Annotated in this window: 19 protein-coding genes; 18 read left to right on the top strand and 1 reads right to left on the bottom strand. The window is 66.2% G+C overall.

Annotated features, from left to right (window positions below; translation table 11 throughout):
- Positions 1-22 precede the first annotated feature (22 nt).
- From aroC to nusB, 6 genes are all read left to right on the top strand, one after another.
- The gene (gene aroC / locus WMN78_RS17800) at positions 23-1,222 is read left to right on the top strand and encodes a chorismate synthase (RefSeq protein WP_340535064.1); all 1,200 of its coding nucleotides are present in this window, start codon (positions 23-25) and stop codon (positions 1,220-1,222) included.
- A 59-nt stretch (positions 1,223-1,281) separates the two neighbouring features.
- Positions 1,282-1,821, top strand: a complete 540-nt coding sequence (locus WMN78_RS17795) for a shikimate kinase (protein ID WP_340535063.1) — start codon at positions 1,282-1,284, stop codon at positions 1,819-1,821.
- Entirely contained in the window at positions 1,818-2,909 is a 1,092-nt protein-coding gene (aroB, locus tag WMN78_RS17790; protein ID WP_340535062.1) for a 3-dehydroquinate synthase, read from the top strand. The genes WMN78_RS17795 and aroB overlap by 4 nt, the downstream gene beginning before the upstream one ends.
- The gene (locus WMN78_RS17785) at positions 2,909-3,442 is read left to right on the top strand and encodes a tetratricopeptide repeat protein (protein ID WP_340535060.1); all 534 of its coding nucleotides are present in this window, start codon (positions 2,909-2,911) and stop codon (positions 3,440-3,442) included. The genes aroB and WMN78_RS17785 overlap by 1 nt, the downstream gene beginning before the upstream one ends.
- Before the next feature lie 143 nt (positions 3,443-3,585).
- Positions 3,586-4,149: an elongation factor P gene (gene efp, locus WMN78_RS17780; protein ID WP_340535059.1), complete on the top strand. Its 564-nt coding sequence runs from the start codon at positions 3,586-3,588 to the stop codon at positions 4,147-4,149.
- Positions 4,149-4,559, top strand: coding sequence for a transcription antitermination factor NusB (gene nusB / locus WMN78_RS17775; RefSeq protein ID WP_011692113.1), 411 nt, complete (start codon positions 4,149-4,151; stop codon positions 4,557-4,559). The genes efp and nusB overlap by 1 nt, the downstream gene beginning before the upstream one ends.
- Before the next feature lie 80 nt (positions 4,560-4,639).
- Here the strand turns inward: nusB and WMN78_RS17770 are convergent, their stop codons facing one another.
- Positions 4,640-5,920 carry a PrsW family intramembrane metalloprotease gene (locus tag WMN78_RS17770; RefSeq protein ID WP_340535058.1) on the bottom strand — a complete coding sequence of 427 codons (1,281 nt, stop codon included), beginning with the start codon at positions 5,918-5,920 and terminating at the stop codon, positions 4,640-4,642.
- A 221-nt stretch (positions 5,921-6,141) separates the two neighbouring features.
- Between WMN78_RS17770 and pyrR the strand changes: the two genes are divergently transcribed.
- The 12 genes from pyrR to metK all read left to right on the top strand — a co-directional run bounded on the left by pyrR (position 6,142) and on the right by metK (position 19,058).
- Complete coding sequence (gene pyrR / locus WMN78_RS17765; protein WP_340535057.1) at positions 6,142-6,726, top strand: bifunctional pyr operon transcriptional regulator/uracil phosphoribosyltransferase PyrR; 585 nt, start codon at positions 6,142-6,144, stop codon at positions 6,724-6,726.
- Positions 6,723-7,751, top strand: a complete 1,029-nt coding sequence (locus tag WMN78_RS17760) for an aspartate carbamoyltransferase catalytic subunit (protein WP_340535056.1) — start codon at positions 6,723-6,725, stop codon at positions 7,749-7,751. The genes pyrR and WMN78_RS17760 overlap by 4 nt, the downstream gene beginning before the upstream one ends.
- Positions 7,751-9,142 carry a dihydroorotase gene (locus WMN78_RS17755; RefSeq protein ID WP_340535055.1) on the top strand — a complete coding sequence of 464 codons (1,392 nt, stop codon included), beginning with the start codon at positions 7,751-7,753 and terminating at the stop codon, positions 9,140-9,142. Before WMN78_RS17760 ends, WMN78_RS17755 begins: the two co-directional genes overlap by 1 nt.
- A complete protein-coding gene (locus WMN78_RS17750; protein WP_340535054.1) occupies positions 9,142-9,663 on the top strand; it encodes a hypothetical protein in 522 nt (173 codons plus the stop codon). The genes WMN78_RS17755 and WMN78_RS17750 overlap by 1 nt, the downstream gene beginning before the upstream one ends.
- Positions 9,644-10,951: a glutamine-hydrolyzing carbamoyl-phosphate synthase small subunit gene (gene carA, locus WMN78_RS17745; RefSeq protein ID WP_340535053.1), complete on the top strand. Its 1,308-nt coding sequence runs from the start codon at positions 9,644-9,646 to the stop codon at positions 10,949-10,951. Before WMN78_RS17750 ends, carA begins: the two co-directional genes overlap by 20 nt.
- The gene (carB, locus tag WMN78_RS17740) at positions 10,951-14,250 is read left to right on the top strand and encodes a carbamoyl-phosphate synthase large subunit (protein ID WP_340535052.1); all 3,300 of its coding nucleotides are present in this window, start codon (positions 10,951-10,953) and stop codon (positions 14,248-14,250) included. The genes carA and carB overlap by 1 nt, the downstream gene beginning before the upstream one ends.
- Positions 14,243-15,109 (top strand): orotidine-5'-phosphate decarboxylase, encoded by an 867-nt coding sequence (gene pyrF / locus WMN78_RS17735; protein ID WP_340535051.1) that lies wholly within the window; start codon positions 14,243-14,245, stop codon positions 15,107-15,109. The genes carB and pyrF overlap by 8 nt, the downstream gene beginning before the upstream one ends.
- 108 nt (positions 15,110-15,217) lie before the next feature.
- Positions 15,218-15,568 carry an integration host factor, actinobacterial type gene (gene mihF, locus WMN78_RS17730; RefSeq protein WP_340535050.1) on the top strand — a complete coding sequence of 117 codons (351 nt, stop codon included), beginning with the start codon at positions 15,218-15,220 and terminating at the stop codon, positions 15,566-15,568.
- The gene (gmk, locus tag WMN78_RS17725) at positions 15,565-16,137 is read left to right on the top strand and encodes a guanylate kinase (RefSeq protein ID WP_305941179.1); all 573 of its coding nucleotides are present in this window, start codon (positions 15,565-15,567) and stop codon (positions 16,135-16,137) included. The genes mihF and gmk overlap by 4 nt, the downstream gene beginning before the upstream one ends.
- Positions 16,138-16,176: 39 nt before the next feature.
- The gene (rpoZ, locus tag WMN78_RS17720) at positions 16,177-16,437 is read left to right on the top strand and encodes a DNA-directed RNA polymerase subunit omega (RefSeq protein WP_011692102.1); all 261 of its coding nucleotides are present in this window, start codon (positions 16,177-16,179) and stop codon (positions 16,435-16,437) included.
- A gap of 40 nt (positions 16,438-16,477) precedes the next feature.
- Positions 16,478-17,713 (top strand): bifunctional phosphopantothenoylcysteine decarboxylase/phosphopantothenate--cysteine ligase CoaBC, encoded by a 1,236-nt coding sequence (gene coaBC, locus WMN78_RS17715; protein ID WP_340535048.1) that lies wholly within the window; start codon positions 16,478-16,480, stop codon positions 17,711-17,713.
- A 109-nt stretch (positions 17,714-17,822) separates the two neighbouring features.
- Entirely contained in the window at positions 17,823-19,058 is a 1,236-nt protein-coding gene (metK, locus tag WMN78_RS17710; RefSeq protein WP_340535047.1) for a methionine adenosyltransferase, read from the top strand.
- Positions 19,059-19,080: the final 22 nt, after the last annotated feature.

Genomic DNA, 19,080 nt, shown 5'->3' with positions numbered 1-19,080 from the left:
CCTACGTGGCAGGATGGATTTTATGTTGCGTTGGTTGACTGCCGGTGAATCCCATGGACCGGCACTGGTCGGAATTATTGAAGGCGTCCCTGCCGGTGTTGAACTCACCAGCGGCCAGATCGCCGATGCCCTGGCCCGCCGGCGCCTCGGGTACGGCCGTGGTGCCCGGATGAAGTTCGAACAGGATGTCGTTACCGTCCTGGGCGGCGTGCGCCATGGCATTACGCAGGGTGGTCCGGTGGCCATCCAGGTGGGCAACACGGAGTGGCCCAAGTGGGAGCAGATCATGGCTTCGGACCCTGTGGCCCCCGAGGTCCTCGCCGACCAGGCGCGCAACGCACCGCTGACGCGGCCGCGCCCCGGCCACGCTGACTTCACCGGAATGCAGAAGTACGGCTTCGACGAAGCGCGGCCCGTGCTGGAGCGCGCCAGCGCCCGCGAAACCGCCACCCGCGTTGCGTTGGGGACCGTGGCGTCGCAGTTCCTCAAGCACCTGGGCATCGAACTGGTCAGCCACACAGTTTCGATCGCCAGCGTTTCCGTGCCTGAAGGGCGCCCGCTGCCCGTGCCCGCCAACGTGATCGCGCTCGATTCAGATCCCCTCCGCTGCTTCGACCGGGAGACTTCGGACGCCATGGTGGCCGAGGTGGATGCCGCCCACAAGGAAGGCGAAACCCTCGGCGGTGTGGTGGAGGTATTGGCATATGGCCTTCCGCCCGGACTCGGCAGCTACGTTCACTGGGACCGGCGCCTTGACTCCCGGCTTGCCGCAGCCCTGATGGGCATCCAGGCCATCAAGGGCGTTGAGGTCGGCGATGGTTTCCTGACCGCTTCCCGCCGGGGCTCTGCCGCCCACGACGAAATCGTCAAGGATTCCGACGGCCGGATCATCCGGACCAGCAACCGGGCAGGCGGCATCGAAGGCGGCATGAGCATCGGCGACGTGCTGCGCGTCCGTGCCGCCATGAAGCCCATCGCCACCGTTCCGCGCGCCCTGAAAACCATCGATGTCAGCACCGGGGAGGCCGCCAAGGCGCACCACCAGCGCTCGGACGTCTGTGCAGTCCCGGCCGCGGGGGTCGTGGCCGAGGCCATGGTGGCATTGGTCCTCGCCGAAGCAGTGGCGGAGAAGTTCGGCGGCGATTCGGTCGCGGAGACCGCACGAAACATCAAGGGTTACCTGGACAACATTCCGGCGTCCCTGGACTCGATCGGCCAGTAGTGCCCGTCAGCAGCAGGAACGGCGCTGCGCCATCACGGCCCATCGCCCTTATCGGACCCATGGCTGTCGGCAAGTCGGCAATCGGCCATCAGCTGGCACAGCAGCTCGGGGCAGCGTTTGTCGATACCGACGTCGTGATCGTTGAAAACCACGGCACGATCGCGGACATCTTCGCCGCCCGCGGTGAACGTGCGTTCCGCGAGATTGAGGCCCGGACCGTGGCCCGGGTCATCGAAGAAGCGGAGAACACCGCCACCGTCATTTCCCTCGGCGGGGGAGCGGTCCTTGATTCCGGCACGCAGCAGCTGCTGGGCAGGTGCACCGTTGTCTACCTTGAGTGCGACGCCGACACCGTTTCGGAGCGCATTGCCCGGAATTCGGGCCGCCCGCTCCTGGCCGGCGATGCCATGGGCCGCTGGCGTGCGCTGTTTGCCACCCGGCAGCCCGTGTATGAACGGCTTGCCGATCTCGTTTTCGATGTCCGCAAGGGGTCCGTTGCGGATCTGGGGCATCGGCTGGAAGAGGCGCTGCGCGGGTACGCGGCGGCGCAGACCGCAGCGGCGGAGCCAGTGGCCGCAACAAAGGAAGTTGAAAAGTGAGTAGCGAATCAACCGTCATCAAAGTCACCGGCAAGACTGCCGCTGACAACTACGACGTCGTTGTGGGCCGCGGCCTGCTCGAACGCCTTCCGGAACTGCTGGGGGAGCGCGTCAAACGGGTCCTGGTCATCCACCCGCGGGCGCTGCGGCTCACCGGCGACACCGTCCGCGATGAACTGGCCTCGGCCGGCTTCACCGCCCTCACCGCCGAGATCCCCGACGCCGAAGAAGGCAAGCACATCCAGGTCGCCGCGTTCTGCTGGCAGGTCCTGGGACAAAACGACTTCACCCGGTCCGACGCCGTGGTGGCGGTCGGCGGCGGAGCCGTGACCGACCTCGCCGGGTTCGTTGCCGCGACCTGGCTCCGCGGAGTCAAAGTCATCCATATGCCCACCAGCCTGCTCGGCATGGTGGACGCAGCAGTCGGCGGCAAAACCGGCATCAACACAGCCGAAGGCAAGAACCTGGTGGGTGCGTTCCACCCGCCCGCCGCCGTCCTCACCGACCTTGACACGCTCAACACCCTGCCCAGGAATGAGCTGATTTCCGGGATGGCCGAAGTCATCAAATGCGGTTTCATCGCAGACCCCGCCATCTTGGACCTTGTTGAAAAGGACCCGTCCGCCGTCACCGATCCGCAGTCAGCGGTGCTGCGCGAGCTCATCGAACGCGCCATTGCAGTCAAGGCCGACGTCGTGTCTGAGGACCTGAAAGAGACGGGCCGGCGGGAATTCCTCAATTACGGCCACACCCTGGGCCACGCCATTGAGCTGGTGGAACGCTATTCCTGGCGCCACGGCGCTGCCGTGTCTGTGGGGATGATGTTCGCCGCCGAACTCGCCCGCAGCGTGGGGCGCCTCAGCGATGCCGACGCCGACCGCCACCGCACGATCCTGGAAACGCTGGGACTGCCGATCACCTACCGCCGGGACCGCTGGCAGGGGCTTCTGGACGGTATGCGCCGCGACAAGAAGTCACGCGGCGACCTGCTGCGTTTTGTGGTGCTCGACGGCATTGGCCGCCCGGGAATCCTGGACGTTCCGGACACGTCCCTGCTGTTCGCCGCCTACCAGGAGATTGCCTCTTGATGATGACCGACGTCATGATTGATGCTATGGGCGGCACGAGCGAGTGGCCGGATGCGGGGTTCCCGGGCATCAAGATCAACCCGGACACCCTGATGCCGGGAATCGTCAACGAAGAAGCCTGCAACTCCGCGCTCCAGGCATCCTCCGATCCGGCGGACCGCATCATGGTCCTCCTGGCCGAAGGCCATGCCGGCGACGCCGCGGAGCTCCTCGCCGAAGCCCGCTACAACGATCCCGAATCCTTCCGGCTGCGCGCCTTTGAAGCCGAAGTCCTTCGGGTTTCCAAGCGCTATGACCGGGCCGTGGACCTTTACCGCCAGCTCCTGGCCGAGGTTCAGGGAACCGGGCTGGAGGCCCTCGCGCACCAGCACCTCGGGCGCGCCTACTACGCCGGCGGCAACACCGCGGCCGCCGTTGAGGAGTTCGCCAAGGCCCTGGACCTGCGGGTCGCCGGGGCCGCGGATGCCGCGCTGATCTACTCCTCCACCGTCGCGCTGCAACGGGCCCGGAACGTCCTGGAAATGGCCTCGTAGCGGCTGTCGCAGCAGCCCGCCGGCATTACCGGTAGAATGGTTCTTGGATTTTTGACAAATACTCGCTGGCCGCCCCTTGGCGTGCCTGCCTGAAATAACCGGCTGGCAGCTAAAGGCAGTCAGAGACAAACCAGAGGATATCAGTGGCAACCACAAACGACATCAAGAACGGAACCGTGCTGAAGCTTGAGGGCCAGCTCTGGAACATCATCGAGTTCCAGCACGTCAAGCCGGGCAAGGGCGGCGCTTTTGTCCGTACCAAGATGCGCAACGTTATGTCCGGCAAGGTGGTCGACAAGACGTTCAACGCCGGCCTCAAGATCGAAACCGCCACTGTTGACCGCCGCGACTACCAGTACCTGTACCAGGACGGCGCGGACTTCGTGTTCATGGACACGCAGGACTACGACCAGATCACCGTCTCCGGTGCCACGGTGGGCGACGCCACCAACTTCATGCTGGAAAACCAGCTGGTCAATATCGCCATCCACGAAGGCACCCCGCTGTACATTGAACTGCCGCCGAGCGTCGTGCTCGAAATCACCTACACCGAGCCGGGCCTGCAGGGCGACCGCTCCTCGGCAGGCACCAAGCCGGCAACGCTGGAAACGGGCTACGAGATCCAGGTTCCGCTGTTCGTTGAGAACAACACCAAAGTCAAGGTCGACACCCGCGACGGCAGCTACCTCGGCCGGGTCAACGACTAGTGAGCGCCCGCGGTAAGGCCCGTAACCGGGCCCTGGATGTTCTCTTCGAGGCGGAGCAGCGCTCCCTCTCGGCCTTTGATGTGCTGCGGTCACGCCGTGAAAAAACCGACCAGATCGTCAACCCTTACACCCTCGAGATTGTCGAGGGCGTGGTGTCCCACCAGGCCGCCATCGACGAATTCCTGGAGACCTACTCCCAGGGCTGGACCCTGGAGCGCATGCCTTCGGTGGACCGCATCATCCTGCGCATCGGCACGTGGGAACTGCTCTACAACGACGATGTTCCCGACGGCGTGGCGGTCAGCGAGGCCGTAGCCCTCGCCAAGACTCTGTCCACGGATGAGTCGCCGTCATTTATCAACGGCCTGCTGGGAAGGCTCCAGCAGCTTAAGCCTTCGCTGCTGGCGTGAGCCCGCTCGAGGCTTAGCAGCAAAGAGAAGAGCCGGTGCCCGCCCAACATGGCGGGCACCGGCTCTTTTCGTTTGCCTGCTCAGCGCAGGACCGCGTCCCGGCGGGCCGTGATTTCCGCGAGCTGGCGGTGCTCATCGAGCTGGTGGGCGGGAACGTCCCGGCCGCTGAGGATCCGCTGCCGGATGAAGGCCAGCTGGGTGGCCGAGTGCACGAAAGCCTTCATCTGCGGCCCCCGGCCCGATTGCTTCGCCCACCGGACCGCCGAACGGCGCCCGCCGGCCGTGGCCAGCATGTCCACCTCCGGCGGCGTGAACCACCCTGCCGCCGCATATTCCAGAAGCCGCTGCCGCGTCAGCCGGTTCTCCGCCACGCGCAGCAGCACAATGACGACGACGGCCAGCACGAAGATGGGCACCTGCACCACGATGTACTGGAGCAGGAAGTTCTGGCCCATGCTGTTCCACATGCTGTGCAGGATCATGGCCGGGACCAGGCCGACGCCGAACGCCACTACCACCATTCCCGTGTGCCAGCGCCGCGCCGCGAAGCCCAGGATGAGTCCTGTGGTGCCGGTGAAGATGGCGTGGGCGAACGGGGACATGACGCCCCGGAGGAAGAAGACGACCGCAAGGTCGGCGCCCGGTGTATCGGACTCGGCGATGGCCCGGCCGAAGTAGAGGATGTTTTCCGTGAACGCGAACCCGCCCGCAATCGTGAACGCGAACACCACGCCGTCCACCGGCCCGTCGAAGTGCTTCCGGGCCAGCAGCAGGAGCAGCAGCAGGCCTAGGGACTTGGCGAATTCCTCCACCACGGGCGCCTGGACGGTGACGGCAAAGGTTCTGTAGTCCATGCCGGCCGGGGGAGCCGCCGCCAGGGCAAAGAACGGCTGGATCAGCATCGTGACGGAGATGGACACCATGGCGCCCCAGAGGAAGGCGAACAGCAGCAGGCGCTTGGGCTCGGGTTCCCAGCGGTCAATGACGTACACGGCCAGGAGGACCGCGCCCAGTGGAATCAGTGACGCGATGAAGCCGATCACGAACCCGGTGATGCCGGTGTTGCCCACAAGATAGGGGAGGACCAGGAAGAGGCTGGCGAAAGCCAGGAAGCCGCCACCGCCCACGAGGCCGATCACTCCGGCACTGGAGCGGCTGCGTACCGCGGCCGGCGGCATGATGGTGTTCGCCGCAGCCGCGTAGTTGCTGGCAGGCGCCGCATGGTAATGATCGGGCCGGACCTGACCCATCCAAGTGGGGTTGGTCTGCTGCGGAAGGTCCTGCCGGGGCCAGGGGGGCTGTTGCCCGTCCCTGTGGCCGCCGGACGGATCCTGCTGCGGCCAGGGCGCGTTCGATGTCATGGAACTGAGCCTATGTCCCTGTAACTGCCGCTACCAAGGCGACAGGCGGGCGGCGAGGAGAGGCCTCCCCGGGCAGGCCTCACGAGCCCGCGGGTGTGATGTTAAACGCTCTCCCGGCGCCGGACGGGCAGCCGGGCAGGGATGCTGCGTGTGGTAATTTTGAAGAGCAAATGTTCCTTTTTTAATTCCGTCCCGTGAGGCGGGGAAAGGGGAGACGAGCGTTGACATCAGTCACAGAAGCACCGGTTCCGGCCAGGGTTGTGCTCAACTCTGGGGACATTGACCGTGCACTCACTCGTATCGCCCATGAGATCCTCGAGGCCAACAAGGGTTCCCAGGATCTGGTGCTGCTGGGCATACCCCGCCGCGGTTATCCGCTGGCCGTGCGCCTGGCCAAGAAAATCGCCGCCGCCGATCCCGCCGTGGATGCCGCCGCCATCGTGGGCCAGTTGGACGTCACCATGTTCCGGGACGACCTGTCCCACCAGCCAACGCGGCCGCCCTATCCCACGCAGCTGCCCCGCACCGGCATCGACAACAAGGTAGTGGTCCTGATTGATGACGTGCTGTATTCCGGCCGTACCATCCGCGCCGCGCTGGACGCCATCGTTGACCTTGGCCGTCCCCGCATTGTCCGGCTGGCAGTCATGATTGACCGCGGCCACCGCGAACTGCCCATCCGCGCAGACCACGTCGGCAAGAACCTCCCCACGTCCTCCTCCGAAAAGGTCCGGGTCCGGCTCGAAGAGACCGACTCCATTGACGGCACTCCGGTCAACGAAGTGGTCATCGAGGCAGGCGCATGAAGCACCTGCTTTCCACCGAAGACCTCAGCCTGGCCAACGCCGTCCGCATCCTTGACACGGCAGAAGAGATGGCGGCCGTGGGGGACCGCGAAGTCAAGAAGCTCCCCGCCCTCCGGGGCCGGACGGTGGTGAACCTGTTCTTCGAGGACTCCACCCGCACCCGCATCTCCTTCGAAGCGGCAGCGAAGCGGCTGTCCGCGGACGTCATCAACTTCGCCGCGAAGGGATCTTCCGTCTCCAAGGGTGAATCCCTGAAGGACACCGCCCAGACGCTGGCCGCCATGGGGGCGGACGCCGTCGTCATCCGCCACTGGGCCTCCGGTGCGCCGCACCGGCTGGCGGCCACGGACTGGATCGACGCCGCCGTGATCAACGCCGGCGACGGCACCCATGAGCACCCCACCCAGGCGCTGCTGGACGCTTTCACGATGCGGCGGCACTGGGCAAGGCTTCACGGGACGCCGTCCGCCGGCGCGGACCTGAAGGGCATGCGCGTCGCCATCGCCGGCGACGTCCTGCACTCCCGGGTGGCCCGCTCGAATGTGTGGCTGCTCCGCACCCTCGGTGCCGAGGTCACGCTGGTGGCGCCACCCACCCTGCTGCCCATCGGCGTCGGGCAATGGCCCTGCAGCGTGAGCTACGACATGGACGAAACCCTGGCGAAGGGCGTGGACGCCGTCATGATGCTGCGGGTCCAGGGCGAACGGATGAACGCCTCCTTCTTCCCCACCACACGCGAGTACTCCCGCCGCTGGGGGTTCGACGACAACCGCCTCCGTGCCCTGGACAGCCTGGGCCTGAAGGACACCATCATCATGCACCCCGGTCCCATGAACCGCGGGCTGGAGATTTCCTCCGCGGCTGCGGATTCGCCCCGTTCCACCGTGCTGGCACAGGTGCGCAACGGCGTCTCCGTCCGCATGGCTGCCCTGTACCTGCTGCTCTCCGGGGACACCCGCGAACCAGCCGCAGCCTCCACCGCCGCCTATTCCAACGCCGCCCATTCCACCAAGGAGAGCCACTGATGGCACACGATCACCAGGATGCAGCCACCCCCGGGGCATACCTCATCCGCGGCGCAGCGATTCTCGGCGGCGCAGCCGAAGACCTCCTGATCCGCGACGGCATCATCGCCGCACGCGGCACCGACCTGGCGGGCACGGACGCTGCTGACGGTGCCACCGTCATCGAGGCCGCCGGCCTGGTGGCGCTGCCCGGCATGGTGGACATCCACACACACCTCCGCGAACCCGGCCGCGAAGACGCCGAAACGGTGGAGACCGGCACCCGGGCCGCAGCCCTCGGCGGCTACACCGCGGTGCACGCCATGGCCAACAGCAACCCCGTGGCAGACACCGCCGGCGTTGTGGAACAGGTGCACACCCTGGGACGTGCTGCCGGCTGGGTGGACGTCCGCCCCGTGGGTGCGGTCACCGTTGGCCTCGCGGGTGAGCAGCTCGCCGAACTCGGCGCCATGGCCGACTCCCGCGCCCGGGTTCGGGTCTTTTCCGACGACGGCATCTGCGTCCACGATCCCGTTCTCATGCGCCGTGCGCTCGAATACGTCAAGGCGTTCGACGGCGTGGTGGCACAGCACGCGCAGGAGCCCAGGCTCACCGCCGGCGCCCAGATGAACGAAGGCGACGTGTCCGCCGTACTCGGTCTGGCCGGCTGGCCCGCCGTTGCCGAGGAAAGCATCATCGCCCGCGACGTCCTGCTGGCCCAGCATGTCGGATCCAGGCTGCACGTCTGCCACGTTTCCACGGCAGGTTCGGTGGAGATCATCCGCTGGGCCAAGGCCCGCGGGATCAACGTCACTGCCGAAGTGACGCCCCACCACCTCCTCCTGACCGACGAACTGGTCCGCAGCTACGATCCTGTCTACAAGGTCAACCCGCCGCTGCGCACGGACTCCGACGTCCAGGCCCTGCGCGCCGCACTGGCGGACGGCACCATCGACGTCATCGGCACCGACCACGCCCCGCACCCGAGCGAACACAAGGAATGCGAATGGGCGCAGGCGGCCATGGGCATGACCGGGCTGGAAACGGCCCTGTCCGTAGTCCAGGAGACCATGATCGAAACCGGCCTCATGGGCTGGGACGACTTCGCCCGCGTCACGTCCATCGTGCCCGCCGTGATCGGACGGGTGGCGGACCAGGGACGTCCGCTGGAGGCCGGCGAACCCGCCAACGTCACACTGGTGGACCCGGCTGCACGCTGGACCGTGGACCCTTCTAAGATGGCAACCATGGGCCGTAACTCTCCGTTCGCCGGAAGGGAACTCCCGGGCAAGGTGGTGGCGACCTTCTTCAAGGGCCACCCCACCGTCCTGAACGGCGAGCTCAACACCCCGTACAGGCACGGGTCCGGCCAGGAAACAGGCCCGGCCGCAGCGCCGGCCAGCGGGCACTGATGGACAACAAGATCCTGACGCTGGTCATCACGCTGCCGCTGATCGCCCTCGTGCTGGTCCTGATTGGCCTCGGCTGGCGCAACCGCCTGCGGCGCCAGTCCGACGTCGAACAGCTCCCCGCCGTTCCGGAGGAACTGAGCCTTCCGCTTGCCGCCGCCGACGGCCAGTACGTTGCCACCACCACGGCCGGCGACTGGCTGGACCGCATCGCCGTCCGCGGCCTGGGGATCCGCACCAACGCCGAACTTACCGTCCACCCGGAAGGCGTGCTGTTCGAGCGTTCCGGAGCCGGTCCCTTGTTTATCCCGGCAAACAGGCTCACCGGCGTCCGCCAGGACAGAGGCATGGCCGGAAAGTTCGTCGAAAAAGACGGACTCCTGGTGGTCACCTGGACGCTGGGCGGCCGCGAACTGGATACGGGGTTCCGGACGCGGCGGGCCGACGACAAACCGGCCGTCCTCGAAGCCTTTCAAGAATTGATCTCCGCAGCCCCTCAGGCAGATGCCGATAGTGGAAAGTAACAACGTGACAGAAACCGAAGTAACAGCAAACGCAGCTACTGCACCTGAACAAGGAACTTCCCTGCCCGCGGTGCTGGTGCTCGAGGACGGGCGCACCTTCCGCGGCACCAGCTATGGCGCCACCGGAACAGCCCTCGGCGAGGCAGTCTTCGCCACCGGCATGACCGGCTACCAGGAGACCATCACCGACCCCTCCTACGCCCGCCAGCTGGTGGTCCAGACGGCGCCGCACATCGGCAACACCGGCGTCAACGGGGACGACGCCGAATCCCGCCGCATCTGGGTGGCCGGCTACATTGTCCGCGACGCCGCACGCCGGCCCTCCAACTGGCGCTCCGAGCGCTCCCTGGACGACGAGCTCGTGGAACAGGGCATCGTGGGCATCCAGGGCGTGGACACCCGGGCCATCACCCGGCACCTGCGCGAGCACAAGACCATGCGGGCCGGGATCTTCTCCGGCGAGGCAGCCAAAGCCATGGACAAGGAACTGCTCGACGCCGTGCTGGCCAGCGCCCCGATGGAAGGCGCCCGCCTCGCCGAGGAAGTCAGTGTTGACGAGGCCTACATTGTGGAGCCCAAGGACTGGGGCTGGGACGGCGAGCCGCGCTTCAGCATCGCCGCCATCGACCTCGGCATCAAGCGGATGACGCCCATCCGCTTCGCCGAACGCGGAGTCCGGGTCCACGTCCTGCCCGCAACGGCCACCCTGGCTGACGTCAAGGCCGTCAACCCGGACGGGTTCTTTATGTCCAACGGCCCCGGCGACCCCGCCACCGCGGACAACCAGGTCAAGCTGCTCCGTTCGGTGCTCGACGAGAAGCTGCCCTACTTCGGGATCTGCTTCGGCAACCAGATCCTGGGCCGAGCCCTCGGCTTCGGCACGTACAAGCTCCGCTACGGACACCGCGGCATCAACCAGCCCGTCATGGACCGCCGCACCGGCAAGGTTGAGATCACCTCGCAGAACCACGGCTTTGCCGTGGACGCCCCGCTCGACGGCGCCACCCAGGCTCCCGAGGAGCGCTTCGGCCGCGTAGAAGTCAGCCACGTCAGCCTCAACGACGACGTCGTGGAAGGCCTCTCCTGCCTGGACATCCCCGCCTTCTCCGTGCAGTACCACCCGGAAGCCGCCTCGGGGCCGCACGACGCCGCCTACCTCTTTGACCGCTTCATCGAGCTGATGGCGGACACGAAGGCAGCGGCCGCGGCTGCCGCCCCCGCGGCTGTATCGCCCACGGCTGACGCCGCAAAGACTTCCACCGACTCCAAGACTGAGGACAAGAAGTAATGCCCAAGAGAACTGACCTTAAGAGCGTCCTGGTCATCGGTTCCGGCCCGATCGTGATCGGCCAGGCCGCAGAGTTCGACTACTCCGGTACCCAGGCTCTCCGCGTCCTCAAGGAGGAAGGCCTGCGCGTTATCCTGGTCAACTCCAACCCGGCCACCATCATGACGGACCCCGAGTTCGCCGATGCCACCTATGTGGAGCCCATCACCCCCGAGGTGGTGGAGAAGATCATCGCCAAGGAACGCCCCGACGCGCTCCTGCCCACCCTGGGCGGCCAGACGGCGCTCAACACCGCCATTGCGCTGGACAAGAACGGCGTGCTGGAAAAGTACAACGTGGAACTCATCGGCGCGAACATCGCGGCGATCGAACTTGGCGAGGACCGCGAGAAGTTCAAGGGTGTGGTGGAGCGCTGCGGTGCGGAGTCCGCCCGCAGCCACATCATCCACAGCATGGACGAGGCGCTGAAGGCGGCCGAAGACCTCGGCTACCCCATGGTGGTCCGCCCGTCGTTCACCATGGGCGGCCTCGGCTCCGGCCTCGCCTACACGGAGGACGACCTGCGCCGGATCGTCGGCCAGGGCCTGCAGTACAGCCCCACCAGCGAGGTCCTGCTCGAAGAGAGCATCCTCGGCTGGAAGGAATACGAGCTGGAGATGATGCGGGACAAGAACGACAACGTGGTTGTTGTCTGTTCCATCGAGAACTTCGACCCCGTGGGCGTCCACACCGGCGACTCCATCACGGTGGCTCCCGCCCTGACCCTCACGGACCGCGAATACCAGCGCCTGCGCGACATCTCCATCGCGGTCATCCGCGAAGTGGGTGTGGACACCGGCGGCTGCAACATCCAGTTCGCCGTCGAACCGCACACCGGACGCGTCGTCGTCATCGAAATGAACCCCCGCGTCTCCCGGTCCTCGGCACTGGCCTCCAAGGCCACCGGCTTCGCCATCGCCAAGATCGCCACCAAGCTCTCCCTGGGCTACACGCTGGACGAGATCCCGAACGACATCACCCAGAAGACTCCGGCTTCCTTCGAACCGACGCTCGACTACGTTGTGGTCAAGGTTCCGCGCTTCGCCTTCGAGAAGTTCCCGGCGGCGGATCCCACGCTGACTACCACCATGAAGTCGGTGGGCGAGGCCATGGCCATGGGCCGCAACTTCACCGAGGCCCTGCAGAAGGCCCTGCGTTCCCTCGAACAAAAGGGCTCGCAGCTGGACTTCAGCCACGTTCCGGAATGGGAAGTCCCGGAGCTCATCGAAAAGTCCAAGCGGCCCACCACCGAACGCCTGCACCAGGTGCAGCGCGCACTGCTCGGCGGCGCCACGGTGGAGCAGCTCTTCGAGGCCACCAAGATCGATCCCTGGTACCTGGACCAGCTCCAGCTGCTGAACGAGATCTCGCAGGAGATCCGCAAGTCCACCGCCCTGACCCAGGAAATGCTGCAGCGCGCCAAGCGCCACGGCTTCTCCGACGAGCAGATCGGCGCCCTCACCAACAACCAGGAAGCGGTGGTCCGCGGCGTACGCCAGGCGCTGGGCATCCGCCCGGTCTACAAGACCGTGGACACCTGCGCCGCTGAGTTCGCCGCCTACACGCCGTACCACTACTCGTCCTACGACGAGGAGGACGAGGTGGCGCTGCACTCCAAGCCGTCCATCATCATCCTGGGTTCCGGCCCGAACCGCATCGGCCAGGGCATCGAGTTCGACTACTCCTGCGTGCACGCCTCGATGGCCCTCCGCAAAGCCGGTTACGAGACCGTCATGGTCAACTGCAACCCGGAAACCGTCTCCACGGACTACGACGTCTCCACGCGCCTCTACTTCGAGCCGCTGACCCTCGAGGACGTCCTTGAAGTCATCGCGGCGGAGGAGCGCACCGGCGGCGTCATGGGCGTATTCGTCCAGCTCGGCGGCCAGACCCCGCTCAAGCTCGCACAGCAGCTCGCCGATGCCGGTGTGCCGATCCTCGGCACGTCACCGGAAGCGATCGACCTCGCCGAACACCGCGGCGCTTTCTCCCGCGTGCTGGACGAGGCCGGGCTGATCTCGCCCAAGAACGGCACCGCCGTGTCCTTCGAGGATGCCAAGAAGATCGCCGACGAAATCGGCTACCCGGTCCTCGTGCGCCCGTCCTACGTGCTGGGCGGACGCGGCATGGAGATCGTCTACGACGAGCCCAACCTGTCTCGCTACATCGCCAACGCCACCGAGATCACCACCGAGCACCCCGTGCTGATCGACCGCTTCCTGGAGGACGCCGTCGAAATCGACGTCGACGCCCTCTACGACGGAACCGAGATGTACCTCGGCGGCATCATGGAGCACATTGAAGAGGCCGGCATCCACTCCGGCGACTCCGCGTGCGTGCTTCCTCCGATCACGCTCGGCAACAACGTGATCGAACGCGTGCGGACCGCCACCCTGGCCATCGCCGAGGGCGTGGGCGTCCGCGGCCTCATCAACATCCAGTTCGCCCTGGCGTCCGACGTGCTGTACGTCCTCGAAGCCAACCCGCGGGCCTCCCGCACCGTGCCCTTCGTGTCCAAGGCCACGGGCGTCCAGATGGCCAAGGCGGCGGCACTGATCGGCACCGGAGTGACCATCAACCAGCTCCGCACCGCATACAAGATGCTGCCGGAAACCGGTGACGGTTCCACCTTGCCGTTCGATGCACCCGTCTCGGTCAAGGAAGCCGTACTGCCGTTCAGCCGCTTCCGCACGCCGGAAGGCAAGGTCGTGGACTCCCTCCTCGGGCCGGAAATGCGGTCCACCGGCGAGGTCATGGGCATCGACAAGCACTTCGACACCGCCTTCGCCAAGAGCCAGGCAGCCGCCAACAACGCCCTGCCCACCGAAGGAAAGATCTTCGTCTCCGTGGCCAACCGGGACAAGCGCTCGGTGATCATGGGTGTGAAGCGCCTCTCCGACCTCGGCTTTGAGATCGTCTCCACCGGCGGCACCGCGGACGTCCTGCGCCGCAACGGCATCCAGGCAACCCCGGTCCGCAAGGTCGCCGAGGGCAGCAGCGCCGAGGGTGAAGGCACCATTGCCGACCTCATTATTGCCGGCGAGATCGACATGGTCTTCAACACGCCATCCGGCGGCGAGGCCCGCATCGACGGCTACGAACTGCGCGCTGCGGCAACGTCCATCGGCATTCCGTGCATCACCACGGTGGCCGAGTTCAACGCAGCAGTCCAGGCCATCGAAGCCCAGCGCACCTACGAATGGTCCGTGACCAGCCTGCAGGAGCACGCCGAGAACCTTAAGGCCCTGCAGAATGGCTGAGCCAGCGGCAGCAGTGACGGCCGGCCGGGAGTCCTTCGGCTCCCGGCTCGGCCGGGCCATGGCGGACCGCGGTCCGCTGTGTGTGGGCATCGATCCGCACCCGGCGCTGTTGAAGGCCTGGGGACTGAACGACGACGCCGCCGGCCTGGAACGCTTTTCGCTCACCGTCGTGGAGGCGGTAGGTTCGCTCGCTGCCGCCGTGAAGCCGCAGGTGGCCCTTTACGAACGTCACGGTTCGGCGGGCATGGCGGTGCTCGAACGCACCCTCGCGGCCGCTGCCGGCGCCGGGGTGCTGACCATCGCCGATGCCAAACGCGGCGACATCGGCTCCACGATGGCGGCCTATGCCGACGCCTGGCTCCGGGACGGCTCGTCACTGGCCGCGGACTCGGTGACCCTGAGCCCCTACCTTGGCTTCGAGTCGCTGCGGCCGGCCCTGGACCTGGCGGCTGACTACGGCCGCGGCGTCTTCGTCCTGGCGCTGACGTCCAATCCGGAAGGCGCCTCCGTCCAGCACGTGGGCGGCGCGGATTCCGTGGCGCGCCGGATCACCGAGGCGGCGGCGGGGGAAAACCTCCGGTACCAGGGCAACCTGGGCTCGGTGGGCCTGGTAGTGGGCGCGACGGTGGGCGGAGCCCTTCAGGAGCTGCAACTGGACCTGCCCGCCGTGCGGGGAATCATCCTCGCACCCGGGCTCGGTGCGCAGGGCGCCACGGCCGCTGATCTGCGGGCAACCTTCGGTGCCGCCTACTCACAGGTCCTGGGCACCTCAAGCCGGGACATCCTCTCCGCGGGCCCCTCTGTTGGCGGACTCCGGGAGGCTACTGCGCGTACTCTGGAGCCCCTGCTGGCCAGCTGATCCGTTGATCTCCGTCTCCATTGATTTCCGCGCCGGGCAAAGGGTAGGTTCAGGAGGACTCCAACGGCCTTTGCCGTGGTTCAGACTGACGATTCGGGGGTGACTTGAGTGAGCTTGCGGCCCCTGACAGACCAGGAACGCGCAGAGGCCCTGGGCAAGGCGGCAGCGGCCCGCGCGGCCCGGGCGGAAGCCAAGGAGCAGCTTAAGTCAGGAACGCTCTCCGTGGCCGACCTCCTCGCGTCCGGCAACGGCGATGCCGCCATCGCGCGAATGAAGGTTTCCGAGATGCTGGAGGCGCTGCCCGGCATAGGCCGCGTCACCGCAGCCGCCATCATGGACGATCTGGGGATTGCCGCGTCCCGCAGGCTGCGGGGGCTCGGCATTCACCAGCGCCGGGCGCTGGTAGATTTTATGAACGAGAATCACGTCCATCCGAATAACGCCCAAAGGAATATGTGAGCAAGAAACCGGGACTGACAGTCCTCGCCGGTCCGACGGCTGTTGGCAAAGGCACCGTGTCCACCTACATCCGGGACAACTACCCTGAAGTCTGGCTTTCCGTCTCGGCCACCACCCGCCCGCCGCGGCCGGGGGAGCAGGACGGGGTTCACTACTTCTTCAAGTCAGCCGAGGAATTCGATGCCCTGGTGGCCGGCGGGGAGCTGCTGGAGTGGGCCGTGGTCCATGGCCGTAACCGCTACGGCACGCTCCGAAGCACCGTGGACGCGGCCATCGCCGATGGCCGCTCCGTGCTGCTGGAGATCGATCTGCAGGGCGCACGCCAGGTCAAGCAGGCCGTTCCGGAGGCGCAGTTCGTCTTCCTTGCCCCGCCCAGCTGGGAGGAAATGGTCCGCCGCCTGGTCGGCCGCGGCACGGAAACAGCCGACGAACAGCAGCAGAGACTGGAAACCGCTAAACTAGAACTTGCCGCTGAGCCGGAGTTCGATCACACCGTCATCAATGATGACGTTCGACGCGCAGCGGACGAGCTTGTTTCACTCATGGGGCTGACCCCGCACCCGCACTAGCCGCCGGGTCGGATCGGCCCGTTAGAATTTGGAGAATTCGTGTCCACGAACCTTGAAGGCATCATCAACCCGCCGATCGACGAACTGCTGAAGGCAGCTGATTCCAAGTACGGCCTGGTGATCTTCGGTGCCAAGCGAGCACGTCAGATCAACGCTTACTACGCCCAGCTGCACGAGGGCCTGTTCGAATACGTGGGTCCGCTGGTCGACACCAAGCTGAACGAGAAGTCGCTGTCCATCGCCCTGCGCGAGATCAACGAAGGCAAGCTCGTTTCCACGCCGATCGAACCCGCAGAGTAGATCTCCGTACATACACAGACTGCCTGTTGACGGAGGTCACGTGCGCATAGTCCTCGGAGTCGGGGGAGGGATTGCCGCCTACAAGGTGGCATCGCTCCTCCGGCTTTTTACTGAAGCCGGACACAACGTCACGGTGATTCCCACAGAGGCGGCCAACCGCTTTGTGGGAGTGGCCACCTGGGAGGCCCTGTCCGGGAACCCCGTCAGCAACAGCGTCTTCGACGACGTTCCGTCGGTCAACCATGTTCGTTTGGGGCACGAGGCGGACCTCATCGTGGTGGCTCCGGCCACAGCCGACCTCCTGGCCCGTGCCGCCGGCGGCCACGCCAACGACCTCCTGACCAACACGCTGCTGATGGCCAGCGGTCCCGTGCTGATGGCACCTGCCATGCATACCGAAATGTGGCTGCACGCCGCCACGCAGGCCAATGTGGAAACACTGCGCCGCCGTGGCGTCACGGTCCTCGAACCAGCGAGCGGCCGGCTCACCGGCTCCGATTCGGGTCCCGGCCGGTTGCCCGAGCCCGAGGCCATCTTCGCAGCCGCCATGGCACTGATGCAGGACGGCGGAATACCCGGGCAGCTGCCACTGGCCGGCCGCACCGTCACCATCAGCGCAGGCGGCACCCGCGAACCGCTGGATCCGGTCCGCTTCCTCGGCAACCGCTCCTCCGGTAAACAGGGAGTGGCGCTTGCCGTGGCAGCCCGCGATGCCGGCGCAACCGTTCGGCTGCTCGCCGCCCACATGGACGTGCCGGCACCCGCCGGCGTCGAGGTGGTCCGCGTCGAAACAGCGCTGCAGCTTCGGGAAGCGGCGCTGCACGCGGCAGCCGATTCCGACGTCGTGATCATGGCCGCCGCCGTGGCGGACTTCCGGCCCGCGGATGTTTCGGACACCAAGATCAAGAAGCGTGACGATACCGCCGACCCGGTGATCAACCTGCTCCGCAACCCGGACATCCTGCAGGAACTCGTGGAGGTCCGCGGGGTGGACAAGCCCGGACAGCTGATCGTGGGTTTTGCGGCCGAAACCGGCGACGCCCACGGGGATGTGCTGGCTTACGCCGAAGCCAAATTGCGCAAGAAGGGCTGCGACCTGCTGGTGGTCAACCATGTGGGCGAGGGGCTGGTGTTCGGGCAGGACCGGAATTCGGTGGTCATCCTTTCCCGCTCCGGCTCCGAACCACAGGCAGCATCCGGTTCGAAGGATGATGTTGCGGCCGCCGTCATTGACCGCATCAGCTCCGAGTTGAGCCGCGTCTTCCCACGATCGTGATTTTCGCGAAACTGTTTTCCGGAGACTCAGAGACCGGCGTGTGCAAGGCCTCCTTAGCAGGGGGACACATGCTGAGACCTGACCGATTCCCAACCAGTAAGGTAGTTGAGTGACTTTACCGCTGCACATTCCCGCATCCCATGGCGCGACGCCGCCATCCCTTCGCCTCTTCACGTCGGAGTCCGTGACTGAAGGCCATCCGGACAAGATCTGCGACCAGATCAGCGATGCGATCCTGGATGCCCTGCTGGCGAAGGACCCCGAGTCCCGCGTGGCAGTTGAGACGCTGGCCACCACCGGACTGGTGCACGTGGCGGGCGAAGTCACCACCGACGCCTACGTGGAGATCCCGCAGATCGTGCGCGAGACAATCCTGGGGATCGGCTACGACTCCTCAGCCAACGGTTTTGACGGTGCCCGCTGCGGCGTGTCCGTGTCCATCGGCCAGCAGTCCAACGACATCGCCGGCGGCGTGTTCAATTCCCTGGAGGCCCGGGAAGGCCGCCAGGAAGACGACTACGACCTCCAGGGCGCCGGGGACCAGGGCCTGATGTTCGGCTATGCCAGCGATGAGACGCCCTCCTACATGCCGGTGCCGATCTGGATCGCACACCGCCTCTCGGAGCGGCTCACCGAAGTTCGCAAGAACGGCGAGCTTCCCTACCTCCGCCCGGATGGCAAGACCCAGGCCACCATCGGCTACGACCGTGACCGGCCCGTCTCCGTCGAGACCATCGTGATCTCAAGCCAGCATGCGGAAGGCGCCAGCCTCGAGCAGTTGCGCGCCGACCTCGCCACCCACGTGATCAATCCCGTACTGGCTGCCGCAAACCTGGACATCTCCCGGACCCACAACATCCTTAACCCTGCAGGTGCGTTCGTTATCGGCGGCCCCGTGGGCGACGCCGGCCTGACCGGCCGCAAGATCATCGTGGACACCTACGGCGGCATGGCCCGCCACGGCGGCGGCGCCTTCTCCGGCAAGGATCCGTCCAAGGTTGACCGCTCGGCGGCCTACGCCATGCGCTGGGTGGCCAAGAACGTAGTTGCCGCAGGACTTGCCAAGCGGGCCGAAATCCAGATCGCCTACGCCATCGGCCAGGCCCGCCCCGTGGGTACCTACGTCGAGACCTTCGGCACGGAAACTGTGGACCCTGAGCGCATCAGTGCCGCGATTTCGGAGATCTTCGATCTGCGTCCCCGTGCCATCATCGACGCACTGGACCTCAAGCGGCCCATCTATGCCAAGACCGCGGCGCACGGACACTTTGGCCGTGACGATCCCGACTTCACGTGGGAACGGCTTGACCGCGTGGACGACCTCAAGGCGTTCTTCAACGCCTGAGGACCGATTATTGTCGGTGCCA

The organism is Arthrobacter oryzae (genome assembly GCF_037911235.1).
In the GTDB taxonomy this organism is placed as follows: domain Bacteria; phylum Actinomycetota; class Actinomycetes; order Actinomycetales; family Micrococcaceae; genus Arthrobacter; species Arthrobacter oryzae_E.
Note: the sequence above shows the minus strand (reverse complement) of the source record. Positions and strands in the feature narration are given on the sequence as shown.